Below are 12,608 nucleotides of genomic sequence, written 5' to 3'. Positions count from 1 at the left end.
CGTAATAAAAGCACGATTTGGTGCGCAAGCGTGGCGAGGGAATGATTGCCCAATTTTGCATTTAGACGTCTAAACATCCATACGCTTTGCTTTGGACTTCTAGACGTTTAAATGATGTGATTTTAGCGTTCTAGACGTCTATTTTCGCATAACAACACTAAGCCTTGCCTATTTTTTCAAAAGAATAATTATGCAGTTTTTAAGCATAAAAAAATACAGCACCTTGTCGCACTGTATTTTCTCTGTAAGGATCGGATTATTCTTTCTTGTTGTCTTTGCTTTCTATTCTTTCTAGCAACTCATATTCTTCAAAAGTGATCACTTCTCGCCCGAGCCAAGTGTTGATTTCTTTTAGTCGGCGTTGCAGTAATTTAATCTCGTTGATAAAAAAGACTTTCGCTGCTTTTTCTACGTCCCCAAATCCCCCCGTGTTGGTTGGGATTATTCCCATTAGTTGCGGTGGAACTCGGTGGGCGGCTAAAATATCATCTCGACTGGTGTTCTTGATATTTAAAAATTCATCTTTACCCACTGCGTCAGATAATGGAATGACTTTAATTCCGCCGTCCTTTCCTGCTGGGGCGTGAACAAATAGATTTTTAAAATTCCCTTTACCTTTCGCTTGCTCTAATTGTTTCTTGATTCGTTTCCCTTCATCTGTTCCTATTCCTGCGTCATTTACATAAATAATTGAACCCGCGTGAGCTCCATTCACATAATATTTACGGCGGAACAATGTCGCACTTTTATTGAGTAACAGGGATTGCAATGCTCCCAAATAAGACGGCATACCATAAACTTCTTGATTTAAGTCAGGTTGATATAAGTGAAAAATACTATCATCAGGAAATTCATAATCATCAACGCCATTCACCACTTGATAATATTTCCCTTGCTCAACACCCACACGCACATATTTCGCAAGCGGTGCAGTAACTTTCAGCGGTTCGCCTAATTTATTACGTTGTACTTGCAAATAAGCATTGCCAAAAAATAAAAAGTCCTGCACAAATTTTTCAAGTTGGGTGTAGCTTAAAAGGTCGGTTGTAGTAATAGTGCTAAGTAAAATATTTTTCTTCACATCAATCGCACTTTCGTGATGAGTGGACGCCCCTCGTAATTTTGCCAAGCTATTAAAACTAATCGGCGGTTCATAATATTTATCGTGCATTAACACGCTTTCAAAATAATTGAGAATATCCGCACGATCAAGCATTGGGGTTGGTTCGCCCAAGCTAAAAGAAAAGGTTTGTACACTTTCACAAGCGGTCGTTTTTCTGTGATTTTTTGCAAATTTTTTAGATTTTTTCATTGTTGATCCTGTTAGTAAGCAGAAATTGTGACACGGCTTGATGTTGCCGTTTCGCCAAATGGTACATTTAAAAGGGCGTGCATAATTGCCCAAGCAATATCGCCGTGACTAGCATCTTCCGAACGGTCAGATACATAGGTCATTTTCGTACCACTGCGGGTCGGTTGGCGTTTGATAGTCATAAAGCTAATTGGAATGACTTGGCTATCAAATTTTAAACTGCGTTTTTGAATTAAGTTACGAGCCTTCAACACCATTTCATTTTTTAATTTAGGGTTATAAGATAAACCGACGGCATCAGGACGGAATTTAAGCACTTCTTGATATACCCCTGTCCCCATACCTGTTGCGTCAATCGTGATTTTTGTGATGTTGTAGCTTTCGCAATAATGCTTAATATGTTTAGCTTGTTGTTCGTAATCTTCTGAATGATAGGTTTGCGTGTGCAATATTCGATATTCGCCCCCTTCTACTTTCGGCGGTGCAATTAACGCCAGTGCTGCTCTATCGCCAGTAAATGCTGGATCATAACCGAGCCACACTTCACGATTGCCAAATGGGCGAGCGTAACCTTCAAAAGGTTTATAATCCGTCCATTCTGTCATTGAACAGACTTGGCAATTTTCTAACTCTTTGTATTTAAAGACGCTCAGGTTATCGTCCATAAATTCACACATAAATAGCTGATTAAATTCTTCTTCCGAATTCTCGAATTTCAAATCTTCAATATTGAAAAGATTACAGCCTCCACGCTCCGCATCATAAATATTCACAATTTGTCGCCATTGACGGTCAGGGCATAATTTACCGTACATTAAATGTTCGTGAGAAATATTGATATTCACTCGGTCAGCTTTGGCACGTCCTTTATTAAATGCTTTACCACTCCAAAACGCATAGGCAGGGTGGGCTTTGGTGGTTGGGGTTGAAAAGTAAGTTTGGCGATATTGCTTTTGTGATGCCATCGCACTCGCTACTTTTCGCATTTCATCAAATTTCGGTACCCAAAAGATTTCATCAAAATATAAATTTCCGTGATAACTTTGGGCGGTGGCTGAGTTCGTGCCTAAGAAATACAACTCTGCCCCATTAGGTAATAAAATCGTTTCGCCTTTCAGTTCCACATCTGCCACACGTCTTGCATAAGCGGTAATATAAGAACGGAACATCAATGCTTGCTTTTTACTGGCAGATAAAAAGATTTGATTACGCCCTGTTTTCAGTGCGTCCACAAATGCTTCGTGGGCAAAATAGTAAGTTGCACCGATTTGACGAGATTTCAAAATGGTGCGAATGCGGTTAGTCAGCCCAGCTGTGTACCACATTTTTTGATAATCAAACATCGTCTTATCAAATTCAGTAATCAACAGCGTTTTTTGTTCTTCTGAAATTGGATTTTTATCGCCTGTTTTACGGTTCTCAACATTTTGATTACGGCGTTTTAGTTTAGGGTTTAAATCCGTTTCATTGCCTTCGCCATAAGAATATTTTTTAATTCTGGCGACACCTTCCATTTGACGGCGTAATAAATCAATTTCCTTGAAATCGCTCCCTGTCTTATTTTCTTTTAGGATCAATAAACAAAGGCGATTTTCAATCGCCATTTCCACACGCCCAACAGGGGCTTTATCTTCCCAGTTTTCTCGTTTTTTCCAACTTGCCACCGTGTTATAAGGCAAATCCAACTGTTTTGCGATTTCTGAAATTTTATAGCCAGCAAAAAACATCACTTGAGCTTTGCGTTTCTTTTCAGCCGTTTCTAATTCGTCGTTTTGTTCCATTCTCTTTAATAGGTTAATTATTTTAAGAGAGTGTAGAAAAGGGCATTTAATAAAAATATCGCTTTGATTTGTAAAAACTTTTTTCACAATCCAAAGGGATAGAACAAAGTAAATAACATTGGCAAGATTTAGCAGAATTCAATTTATGTTACTGAAACAGGAAAACGCAATGCCGAAAAAAACACAAAAATGGTTTGTTGTTGCAACAGAGGGGGCAACCACAGACGGACGCACAATCAATCGCACCTGGATTGAGCAAATGGCGAAAAATTATGACCCTAAAAATAAACTAGGGGCAAGAATTAACTTAGAACACATTAAGTTCAGATTTATGTATAAAGATGAACCCCATTCAAAATGCTACGGTGACGTAACTGCCTTAAAAACCGCAGAAAATGAAGAGGGCAAATTGCAATTACTGGCACAGATTGACCCAACCGATGAGCTGAAAAAGCTCAATAAAGAGCGTCAAAAAATCTACACTTCTGTTGAAATTGATCCAAATTTTGCTGATTCAGGTGAAGCTTATTTAGTTGGTTTAGCGGTAACGGATAACCCTGCAAGTTTAGGGACTGAAATGCTTACCTTTGCAAGTAAAGCAACTGATAATCCTTTTAAAAGTAAAAAAGAAAGACCTGAAAACTTATTTAGTGCTGCTATTGAGACCGCCTTTGAATTTTCAGAAGAAAAAGAAGAATTTAAAGTGTTGGATAAACTGAAAAACTTATTTGCCAAGAAAGAAAAAACCGACAATCAAGTTTTTGCTGATCACCAAGAAGCCATTGAGTTTTTAGGTAAAAAAATGGATGAACAAGCAGAAGAATTAGCAAGTTTGAAAAGTGAAAATGAAGCACTTTCTGCAAAATTTACAGAAAATCAGACCGCTTATGAAAAGCTACAAAATACATTTAATCAATTACGCAAAGAGCCTGAACAGGAGTTTACTCGTCCTGTTGTAACAGGTGCTGAAAAAGATACCACTTTTGAATTTTAATCAAGGATAACCGAATGAATAATATTACACGTGAACAACTGAATGCTTATCGTCAATGTGTTGCGGAAGCAAATGGTATTACATTTGCCGACACTAGCACCAAATTCACTGTTGAGCCAAGTATTCAACAAAAATTAGAAACCAAAGTACAAGAATCATCAGAATTTTTATCAAAAATTAACATTGTTCCTGTTGATGAAATGTCAGGCGAATTACTGGGTTTAGGGATTGCAGGCACATTAGCAAGCACAACAGACACTTCAACATCGAAAACAGGACGTGAAACCCAAGATTTAACAAATATGGATTCACGTCAATATCACTGTAAACAAATCAATTATGATACCCATATCACTTACGGTCAGTTAGATTTATGGGCGAAATTCCCTGATTTTAAAAAACGCATTGCTGACTTAAAAACTAAGCGAATTGCCTTAGACCGTATTATGATTGGTTTTAATGGAACAAGCCATTCTAAAACGTCAAATCGTACAACTAACCCTCTGTTACAGGACGTGCAAAAAGGTTGGTTACAACAAATCCGTGACGACGCCCCTGAACGTCATTTCAAAGAAGAAACACAGGGAACGAGTGTAATTAAAGTGGGTAAAGGGCAAACTTACCAAAACCTTGACGCCGTTGTTTATTCTGCGGTCAATGATTTTATTGCAACGTGGCACCAAGAAGATACCGAGCTTGTCGCAATTATGGGGCGTGATTTATTAGCTGATAAATATTTCCCATTAGTCAATGATATTGAACAGCCGACAGAAAGAATGGCTGCGGATATTATTATCAGCCAAAAACGTGTTGGGGGATTACAAGCGGTGCGTGTACCGTCATTCCCTAAAAATACCATTTTAATTACGCGTCTTGATAACCTTTCTATCTATTATCAAAACGGTAAAAATCGCCGAGCAATTATTGATAATGTGAAGTTTGATCGCATTGAAGATTATATGTCATCAAATGATGCCTTTGTGGTTGAAAACCTTGATTGTGTGGCGTTAATTGAAAATCTTGTTTTTGAAGATAAACCAAAAACTGAACCAACAGAGAGCGTAGGCGGTTAATTATGCGACCAACCCAAGCTCATTTTTTGCGAGTGAGTGCAGAAAAGGAAAGTAAAGCGGAACTAGAACACCTAGAAAACGCCACCGAGTATGAAAAAATGCTTTATCTACTCGCACGCTACAAAAAAGAAATCAGTAATATTCAGTCCCGTGAACAGCTGGCTGAAATTAAAAAGAAAATCCTGCCTGAATTTCTACCTTGGATAGAGGGGGCGTTGACAGGTGGCACAGGTAAGCAAGATCACGTCTTAATGACGTGGCAAGTTTGGGCGATTGACTGTGATGAATTTCATCTTGCACTGCAAATTGCAGATTATGCAATTCATCAAGATTTAGCATTGCCATCAAACTTTTCACGAACAGTACCGACTATGCTTGCTGAAGAATTTGCAGATAAAGCAAAGAAAAAACATAGTGCAAACCAACGCTTTGAAGTCAGTTATCTTGAGCAAGTGCAACGCTTAACAGCAGATTGTGACATCTTCGACGAAAGCCGAGCGAGATTACTGCGTGAACTGGGTCTTGAACAAATACATACTGATCCAAAGCAAGCACTAGCAACGCTTGAAAGAGCCTTGCAATTAGACAACAATATCGGTGTAAAAGGCGAAATTAAAAAACTACGCAAACAGCTAGAAAAAGCCGACAACACCGAATAACCGAGCATTCCTCGAAGCCAAGCAGGGCGGAAGTCTAAGAATAATTTAATTATTTTGAACGATTTCCCCACCCTGCTATTTTTTTAAGGATTTTAGAATGAGCAAAGTAATCTCAGTTCCTTTTAATGAAAGATATCAAAACACTGATAGCACAGAGCAACAAGAAGATCAGGTAATCACAAATAATAAGTTTTTTCCTGATATTTCTTTATTCAATGCTCGCAATTCAATGCGAATAGACGGCACTGTAACCAATCAACGTTTATTAATGGCATTAGTTGAAGCAATGGCAACTGTTAATCAAGATTTAAGAGCGTTTAGGCAAAAGTGTCAAGCAGATAATATTGCGACAATTTCAGAAGCCGATGATGAAGTAATTAACGGACAAAGTGTGCTGGAACAACGCTACCAGAGAGCCGTCTATTGCTATGCAGTGGCAAATTTATATGAACGTTATTCAAGCTACGATTTAACACGAGATGGCGAGAATAAAAGCGAGTTACTCAATCAAAGTGTGGACGAATTACGGCGTGACGCACAATACGCTATTAAAGATATTCTCGGCGAAATTAGAATAACAGCGGAGTTAATCTAATGAAAGTAGTAAAAGCAGTGCAGGGCGACACGTTGGACATAGTTGTCTATAGACATCTCGGACAACAGCAACAGTGTATTGTTGAACAGTGTTTAGAATTAAACCCTAAACTTGCAAACGATATAGTTTTGAATGAGGGGCAAAATGTGGTTTTACCCGCTGTTGCAATTAAAAAACCGACAAAACAAACAATACAATTATGGAGTTAATTTTATGCCAGATAAAACTGCAAATATGTCATTTTTTGGATCTATAGTCGCTGCAATAAGTGGTTTTACAATTAATGACTGGAGTGCAATCTTTGGTATTTTATTTGGACTTGGGACATTTCTAATCAATCTACACTATAAACGCAAAGAAGATATGCATAGAAAACTTGAACTTGAAATAGAAATACAGAAGCTAAGGAAACAAGAAAATGAAAAAAATTAAAATAGCAGGGGCTATTGTTTGCTCAGTAATAACAGTAATCGGCATTGTTAAAACACAATATCCGCAGATCAAAGTAAGCAAACAAGGTTTAGAAGTAATCGGCAATGCGGAGGGTTGCAGAGCCAAACCTTATACTTGCCCAGCTAACCATCTCACAGTAGGAATTGGCTCAACAGAATACAGCGGACATAAAATTCAACGCAATAAAACTTACTCATTACAAGAAATTGCAGAGCGTTGGAAAGACGATTTAATCATCGCACAACAATGTGTAGAAGACTATGCCAACGGAGATGAAATGCCACAAGGAGCTTATGACTCCCTTGTTTCTATTACGTTTAATGTTGGTTGCAGAACAATGAAAAAATCCACACTTTTTCGATTAGCTAAGCAGGGCTACAGCCCCAAAATGTGCGTCCAATTCCCTCGCTGGGTGTATGCAGGCGGACGTAAATTAAAAGGATTAATCAAACGCAGAGCAAAAGAAAAAGCATTGTGCTTAGGGGGTTAAGATGTGGCTAACAAATATCAAGATTTTCTTAAAAATAGGTGTGCTTTTTATATTAATCTCTCAGATGATTTATATTAAAAACTTACAACAATCAGTAAAAAAACATCAAGCACAAACAGAATTAGCACAACAAAAAGCAGATCACTACGCAGAAGCAAATCAACAGCTAGCACAGCGTAATATACAAAATATCGAAATGTTGGAACAGTTTCAACAACAAAATCAAGCGTTATCACAACAGATACTAAGTAAACTTGATGAGCAAGAACAACAGCAAGCAAGATTAAAAGAGGTACTAAATGAAAAGCAAAATAAAAATTGGAGTAATAGCGTTATCCCTGCTGATGTTAGTCGCTTGCTCAACACAAAAAACAGCAATTACAGAAGTCAGCAAAGTAAAACAAATACCCGTAATTTGCCCTCAAACTCCAATTTGCCGAATGCCACTAATAAAATTCAAAACAAATAAAAATTTGGTAATGGGAGTTGAAAAGCTGATGAATACAATCAGTTTATGCGAAATCAGATTAAACGCAATCAATCAATGTATTGCAAATTATAACAATAGTTTAAGAGAACAATAATGAGTGACGCAATAGATAAAGCACAAGAATTACAAGATTTACTAAATAAAAACGCATTAAAAAAACACAAAGACAAGGCGTGCCTTGTCTCTACGCATTTCTGTGAAGATTGTGATATTGAAATCCCTGAAAAACGAAGAGAAGCAATTAAAGGCGTATGCCGTTGTGTAAATTGCCAAGAAATTTTTGAAGCAAAAAACAAACACTGGAAAAGATAATGTATAAGCCTGACAGACTAAGAAAGCTATTAAGCAAGCGTATCCCATATTTTAAACAAAACCCCGACGCCTTACAGTTGTTCTATGCCAATGGATATATTCACAGCACAGGGGCAACAAGTTTAAGCTGGCAATATCATTATGATTTAGAAATTATTATTGAAGACTTTCCTGACTCTCCTGATCTAATTTTTCTTGCTGTGCAAGAATTTATAAAAGTTGAACAAGCAGAATTAGTACTTAATCCTAATAAACAGCAAGATGTTAAGTTTGAAGCAGATCCAAATAATAACGAAACATACGACTTATCAATTACTATTCCGCTTTCTGAACGAGTGATTGTCAGTGTCGAAAACAATGCGTATCAAATCAAACACGCTGAAGAGCCACAACCGACAGAATGGCAGGAAATAGAACGCATACAGATTTATGTCAGAAATGAACAAGATAAAAATAAATATGATAAACAGTTTGATAGTAACGACAAACAATGATGATTGGAACGGTTTTTAAGTAATGAGCGATTTAAACCAAGCAAACCAAATTACAGAGCGTTTTGACGCACTATTAAAAAGCATTGCCCCAACGCAACGCCGACAGCTGGCACGTGAAATTGGTAAAAAGTTAGCACAATCTAACCGCTCAAGAATACAAAAACAACAAAACCCTGATGGTACCGCTTTTGCACCCAGAAAAAAACGCATAAAAACCAAAAAGGGCAAAATAAAACGCAACGCAATGTTTAAAAAATTGCGTACTGCTCGATTTATGAAAATAGTTGCAAATGCTAATGGGGTAAGTGTGGGATTTAAAGGACAAACCGCCTATATAGCAAGCCGTCACCAGTTTGGGAAAGAGGGTTTTGTGGATAAGAAAAAGGGAATTAAGCACAAGTATGACCAAAGAGAACTACTAGGATTTGGTGATCAGGATCTAGAAATAGTGGAAGATGGAATTTTAAAGGCGTTGAGTGGGTAGATAGCTGAATAAGTAAGAAAGGAGATAATTAATGTTAAATAACTTAAAAATGAAATATCAATCCATTAAGCCCATTTCTTTCATTTTTTCTTCTAACTGCTCCATTTCTCTATTAAAATCAGGGTCTAGAAGAATTGATGAATCATCTACTATTCTTTGGCTCATTTTAATATATTGGTCAGTAAGTTCTATTTCTAATGCCTCTCTTTCTAATTCTCTCGTTCGTGCATCTGTTGTTCGAGAAGGAGTTGAGAAAAGACAACCTGCAACCACACCTAAAGCAAAATCACCTAAGTCCATAAACCACCCACTATTAAAAGTTAAATTTTGATTGATTATAAAAACGGGATTAAACAATGTCAAATAATTTAAAACTCCAAGTAATGCTTGAAGCAATGGATAAATTATCCGCTCCATTCAAAAATGCACAAAAACAGATTAGTAAAACAAGCAAGTTACTTAATGAAAGTAAACAAGCTCTAAGAGGGTTTGAAAAAGAGCAAGGTAAAATAGATTCATTTAAAAAAATGAGGGATGAACTTCATTTACAAACTGAAACTGTAAAAAAATTAAAAGACAACACAATAGAGTATAGAACATCATTAGATCAATTAAAAAACACAAGAACAGAATTATCTGCACAACAAAAAAAATTAAATCGTCAATTAAATTCTGCATTAAATGACAACAGAATAGACGAAGTAAAGAAACTTCAAGAAGAATTAAAATTAACAGATAAAAATTATGAAAAAGTGCGGTCATCTATCAACTCAATGAATAAGAGATTAAGAGAAGAACAAAGTGCTTTGAAAAACACATCCAAAGAAACACATAAGAAATATACTCAACTTCGACATTTAAAAAAGGAACTTGAAGCAAGCGGGGTTGATATCCATCAGCTTGGCAAATCTGAAAAAGATTTGGCTAATAAAATGCGTTCTGCAACCAAAGAAATCGAAAAACAACAAAAAGCGATAGAGCGATTAAATAAAGCCAAAGCACGACAGATACGCTATAAAGCAAACGTAGAAAAATTTAAAAATACGAGCCAAAACCTACAAGGATTTGGGCAAAAAAACTTAATGATGGCAACAGCGGGGGGATTTACCGGTGCTAAAATGCTAACACCTGCAATTAATTTTGAAGCTGAAATGTCGCGTGTTCAAGCACTGACTAACCTTAATAAAAATTCTGCAGAATTTAAACGCTTAAAAACACAGGCTGATAATTTAGGTGCAACAACATCTTTTACTGCTTCTGATGTTGCAAGGGGACAAGGCTTTCTTGCAATGGCTGGCTTTAAAGCAGATGAAATTGAAAAAGCAATGAAACCTATTTTAAATATGACCAAAGCATCAGGAATGGAAATGGGACGAGTTTCTGATATTGGAAGTGATATTTTAAGTGGCTTTGGTTTTGATGCTTCTCAAATGGGAAAGGTTGCAGATGTGCTTACTCATACAACCATTACTTCAAATACTAATCTTGAATTACTTGGCGACACAATGAAATACATCGGTCCTATTTCTGCTAAAACAGGGCAAAACTTTGAAATGATGGCTTCAATGGTTGGGTTATTAGGTAATGTAGGGATTAAAGGTTCTCAAGCTGGTACTGCATTAAGGGCAATGCTTAATAGACTAGCAGGACCTGCAAAAGCAGGAGCAAAAGAATTAAAGAAATTAGGGGTTTCTGTTTCTGATAAAAAAGGAAATATGAGAGAACTTCCTGATATTCTCACAGATATTTATAAAAAAACAAAACACCTAGGAAACCAAAAACAACTTGATTTAATTAAAAAAATCTTTGGAGAAGAAGCCGCAACAGCTGCAATTGAATTAATTCAAAAAGCAGGTGAAGGGCAAATTAAAAAAGTGGCTGATGCAACTAAAAAATCGCAAGGAACAGGTGAGCGAGTTGCTAAAACAATGAGTGATAACTTAAAAGGCGATCTTGCTAATTTAAATTCAGCTCGTGAAGCAATTAGTAATTCTATTTATGAAACAATAAAAGAGCCTTTACGTGAAACAATAAATAGTATTACAGGTGTTTTAAGAAAAATAAATGAGTGGGTAAAAGCACACCCTAAACTTACTGCAAAACTTGCAAAATTTGGTGGGATTGTGACCGCTTTGGCTGGTACGCTTGGGGCATTAGCAATATCATTTTCTTTTATTCTATACCCTATCGCACGTGCAGGATTAGGAATTGCAAGATATACTGGTTTATTAAAACTAGCAGAAAAAGCAAATGAAAAATTTACCCTTTCAAATATTAAAGCTAAAAAACATTTATTTACTTTTCAAGGTACAAAAAATGGAATTAAGTCTGTAATCACAGGGTTATCATCATTCCCAACTGCTTCAAAATCAGCCTTTACAAAAGCAGGTGGGGCTATGATGAAGTTTTTGGGAAATTTTAAAAAAGTAGGTTTTTGGATAAAGATGGTTAAAATTGCCTTGTTCAGTGCTATTTTGCCTATTAAAGCCTTATTATTAGGATTGAGTGTTTTATTCTCACCTATTGGGATTGCGATTGGATTAATAGGTGCTGCATTAGTCGGTGTAGGAATGATCATCTACAAATACTGGCAACCAATAAAAGCATTTTTTATCGGTTTTTGGCAAGGCTTAACAGAGGCATTATCACCAGTTTTAGAGAGATTTAAGCCTCTCGGCGAGTTGCTGGGCTGGATAGGGGAGAAAATCAAAGCCTGTTGGGATTGGTTTATACAACTTATCTCACCAGTAAGTGATGTTACAGGGAAATTTGAGGGGGCGACAAATGCAGGTAAACGCTTTGGTGAAATTGTCGGCGGTGCAATCGGTCTTATTATGACACCTTTAAATATTGTATTAGACACTATTAAAATGGTTAAAGAAAGCCTAGAAAATTTCTCTATTGACGGTATAACGCAAAGTGCGAAAAATTTTGGTAATTCAACCCTTGATACAATGACTGGATTTTGGAATAAAATATGGGGGGATGATGAACCACCTAAAACCGTGCAAAAAGTTCAAAAAACAAAACAGTTATCAGGTGCTGATGAAGTTTTAAATACTTTCTCATCAGGCGGTTTTGTTGGTCCAGGTGGAAAATATGAGCCAAAAGGTATTGTTCACGGCGGTGAATATGTAATGACAGCTGAAGCAACAAAACGTTTGGGAATAGCTAACTTAAATAAACTTAACTATGGCAAAGCGACCGCCCTCGCTACTCTTGCAAGTTCTGTGGCTTTAGCTCAGCCAATGAATGTAAAAGTTGATAATCGTCCTTTACTTTCTGCCAGCAAGCCACAGGCTCAAGCAGTTGCACCAGTGAACCAAAATATCAATATAACAATTAATGCAGGACCAGGACAAAGTGAACAAGAAATAGCAAGAATAGTTATGCGAAAACTGGAAGAAGCACAGCGACAAGCACAAGCAAAAGCAAGAAGTAGTTATTTCGATAGATAGCAATAAAAAAAGA

General features: G+C 36.8%; 15 protein-coding genes. 12 read left to right on the top strand and 3 right to left on the bottom strand.

Annotation, left to right across the window (positions count from 1 at the left end):
- Window positions 1-256: 256 nt before the first annotated feature.
- Together KGI96_RS07480 and KGI96_RS07475 are read right to left on the bottom strand one after the other, a co-directional pair.
- Window positions 257-1,312, bottom strand: coding sequence for a phage portal protein (locus KGI96_RS07480; protein WP_229577144.1), 1,056 nt, complete (start codon window positions 1,310-1,312; stop codon window positions 257-259).
- Between the two features lie 11 nt (window positions 1,313-1,323).
- Window positions 1,324-3,093: a terminase large subunit domain-containing protein gene (locus KGI96_RS07475; RefSeq protein ID WP_211597576.1), complete on the bottom strand. Its 1,770-nt coding sequence runs from the start codon at window positions 3,091-3,093 to the stop codon at window positions 1,324-1,326.
- A 169-nt stretch (window positions 3,094-3,262) separates the two neighbouring features.
- Here KGI96_RS07475 and KGI96_RS07470 point away from each other — a divergent pair, with 169 nt between their 5' ends.
- The 11 genes from KGI96_RS07470 (at window position 3,263) to KGI96_RS07420 (ending at window position 9,137) form a co-directional block, all read left to right on the top strand.
- Complete coding sequence (locus tag KGI96_RS07470; protein WP_211597577.1) at window positions 3,263-4,087, top strand: GPO family capsid scaffolding protein; 825 nt, start codon at window positions 3,263-3,265, stop codon at window positions 4,085-4,087.
- A gap of 14 nt (window positions 4,088-4,101) precedes the next feature.
- Window positions 4,102-5,160: a phage major capsid protein, P2 family gene (locus KGI96_RS07465; protein ID WP_211597578.1), complete on the top strand. Its 1,059-nt coding sequence runs from the start codon at window positions 4,102-4,104 to the stop codon at window positions 5,158-5,160.
- Between the two features lie 2 nt (window positions 5,161-5,162).
- Complete coding sequence (gene gpM / locus KGI96_RS07460) at window positions 5,163-5,819, top strand: phage terminase small subunit (protein WP_211597579.1); 657 nt, start codon at window positions 5,163-5,165, stop codon at window positions 5,817-5,819.
- A 97-nt stretch (window positions 5,820-5,916) separates the two neighbouring features.
- Window positions 5,917-6,414: a head completion/stabilization protein gene (locus tag KGI96_RS07455; RefSeq protein WP_211597580.1), complete on the top strand. Its 498-nt coding sequence runs from the start codon at window positions 5,917-5,919 to the stop codon at window positions 6,412-6,414.
- On the top strand, window positions 6,414-6,623 hold the full coding sequence (locus KGI96_RS07450) for a tail protein X (protein ID WP_211597581.1): 210 nt from the start codon (window positions 6,414-6,416) through the stop codon (window positions 6,621-6,623). The genes KGI96_RS07455 and KGI96_RS07450 overlap by 1 nt, the downstream gene beginning before the upstream one ends.
- 4 nt (window positions 6,624-6,627) lie before the next feature.
- Window positions 6,628-6,846 carry an HP1 family phage holin gene (locus KGI96_RS07445; RefSeq protein ID WP_229577141.1) on the top strand — a complete coding sequence of 73 codons (219 nt, stop codon included), beginning with the start codon at window positions 6,628-6,630 and terminating at the stop codon, window positions 6,844-6,846.
- Window positions 6,833-7,357, top strand: coding sequence for a lysozyme (locus KGI96_RS07440; RefSeq protein WP_211597582.1), 525 nt, complete (start codon window positions 6,833-6,835; stop codon window positions 7,355-7,357). Before KGI96_RS07445 ends, KGI96_RS07440 begins: the two co-directional genes overlap by 14 nt.
- A gap of 299 nt (window positions 7,358-7,656) precedes the next feature.
- Window positions 7,657-7,941 carry an Rz1-like lysis system protein LysC gene (lysC, locus tag KGI96_RS11265; RefSeq protein WP_213156412.1) on the top strand — a complete coding sequence of 95 codons (285 nt, stop codon included), beginning with the start codon at window positions 7,657-7,659 and terminating at the stop codon, window positions 7,939-7,941.
- Complete coding sequence (locus tag KGI96_RS07430) at window positions 7,941-8,159, top strand: TraR/DksA family transcriptional regulator (RefSeq protein ID WP_211597584.1); 219 nt, start codon at window positions 7,941-7,943, stop codon at window positions 8,157-8,159. Before lysC ends, KGI96_RS07430 begins: the two co-directional genes overlap by 1 nt.
- Window positions 8,159-8,653 (top strand): phage tail protein, encoded by a 495-nt coding sequence (locus KGI96_RS07425; protein ID WP_211597585.1) that lies wholly within the window; start codon window positions 8,159-8,161, stop codon window positions 8,651-8,653. Before KGI96_RS07430 ends, KGI96_RS07425 begins: the two co-directional genes overlap by 1 nt.
- Before the next feature lie 22 nt (window positions 8,654-8,675).
- Window positions 8,676-9,137 (top strand): phage virion morphogenesis protein, encoded by a 462-nt coding sequence (locus KGI96_RS07420; protein ID WP_211597586.1) that lies wholly within the window; start codon window positions 8,676-8,678, stop codon window positions 9,135-9,137.
- Between the two features lie 57 nt (window positions 9,138-9,194).
- Here the strand turns inward: KGI96_RS07420 and KGI96_RS07415 are convergent, their stop codons facing one another.
- On the bottom strand, window positions 9,195-9,437 hold the full coding sequence (locus tag KGI96_RS07415) for a hypothetical protein (RefSeq protein WP_211597587.1): 243 nt from the start codon (window positions 9,435-9,437) through the stop codon (window positions 9,195-9,197).
- Window positions 9,438-9,493: 56 nt separating this feature from the next.
- Here KGI96_RS07415 and KGI96_RS07410 point away from each other — a divergent pair, with 56 nt between their 5' ends.
- Window positions 9,494-12,595 (top strand): phage tail tape measure protein, encoded by a 3,102-nt coding sequence (locus KGI96_RS07410; RefSeq protein ID WP_211597588.1) that lies wholly within the window; start codon window positions 9,494-9,496, stop codon window positions 12,593-12,595.
- Window positions 12,596-12,608 lie beyond the last annotated feature (13 nt).

The sequence above is a fragment of the Phocoenobacter atlanticus subsp. cyclopteri genome, from assembly GCF_018343795.1.
In the GTDB taxonomy this organism is placed as follows: Bacteria; Pseudomonadota; Gammaproteobacteria; order Enterobacterales; family Pasteurellaceae; genus Phocoenobacter; species Phocoenobacter atlanticus.
The sequence above is the reverse complement of the archived record's forward strand: the minus strand, read 5'-3'. Positions and strand labels throughout refer to the sequence as shown.

What these genes read in the sequence shown, in the direction of transcription:
- KGI96_RS07480 (WP_229577144.1), bottom strand. Translation starts at nt 1,312, where the DNA reads ATGAAAAAATCTAAAAAATTTGCAAAAAATCACAGAAAAACGACCGCT.
- KGI96_RS07475 (WP_211597576.1), bottom strand. Translation starts at nt 3,093, where the DNA reads ATGGAACAAAACGACGAATTAGAAACGGCTGAAAAGAAACGCAAAGCT.
- KGI96_RS07470 (WP_211597577.1), top strand. Translation starts at nt 3,263, where the DNA reads ATGCCGAAAAAAACACAAAAATGGTTTGTTGTTGCAACAGAGGGGGCA.
- KGI96_RS07465 (WP_211597578.1), top strand. Translation starts at nt 4,102, where the DNA reads ATGAATAATATTACACGTGAACAACTGAATGCTTATCGTCAATGTGTT.
- gpM (WP_211597579.1), top strand. Translation starts at nt 5,163, where the DNA reads ATGCGACCAACCCAAGCTCATTTTTTGCGAGTGAGTGCAGAAAAGGAA.
- KGI96_RS07455 (WP_211597580.1), top strand. Translation starts at nt 5,917, where the DNA reads ATGAGCAAAGTAATCTCAGTTCCTTTTAATGAAAGATATCAAAACACT.
- KGI96_RS07450 (WP_211597581.1), top strand. Translation starts at nt 6,414, where the DNA reads ATGAAAGTAGTAAAAGCAGTGCAGGGCGACACGTTGGACATAGTTGTC.
- KGI96_RS07445 (WP_229577141.1), top strand. Translation starts at nt 6,628, where the DNA reads ATGCCAGATAAAACTGCAAATATGTCATTTTTTGGATCTATAGTCGCT.
- KGI96_RS07440 (WP_211597582.1), top strand. Translation starts at nt 6,833, where the DNA reads ATGAAAAAAATTAAAATAGCAGGGGCTATTGTTTGCTCAGTAATAACA.
- lysC (WP_213156412.1), top strand. Translation starts at nt 7,657, where the DNA reads ATGAAAAGCAAAATAAAAATTGGAGTAATAGCGTTATCCCTGCTGATG.
- KGI96_RS07430 (WP_211597584.1), top strand. Translation starts at nt 7,941, where the DNA reads ATGAGTGACGCAATAGATAAAGCACAAGAATTACAAGATTTACTAAAT.
- KGI96_RS07425 (WP_211597585.1), top strand. Translation starts at nt 8,159, where the DNA reads ATGTATAAGCCTGACAGACTAAGAAAGCTATTAAGCAAGCGTATCCCA.
- KGI96_RS07420 (WP_211597586.1), top strand. Translation starts at nt 8,676, where the DNA reads ATGAGCGATTTAAACCAAGCAAACCAAATTACAGAGCGTTTTGACGCA.
- KGI96_RS07415 (WP_211597587.1), bottom strand. Translation starts at nt 9,437, where the DNA reads ATGGACTTAGGTGATTTTGCTTTAGGTGTGGTTGCAGGTTGTCTTTTC.
- KGI96_RS07410 (WP_211597588.1), top strand. Translation starts at nt 9,494, where the DNA reads ATGTCAAATAATTTAAAACTCCAAGTAATGCTTGAAGCAATGGATAAA.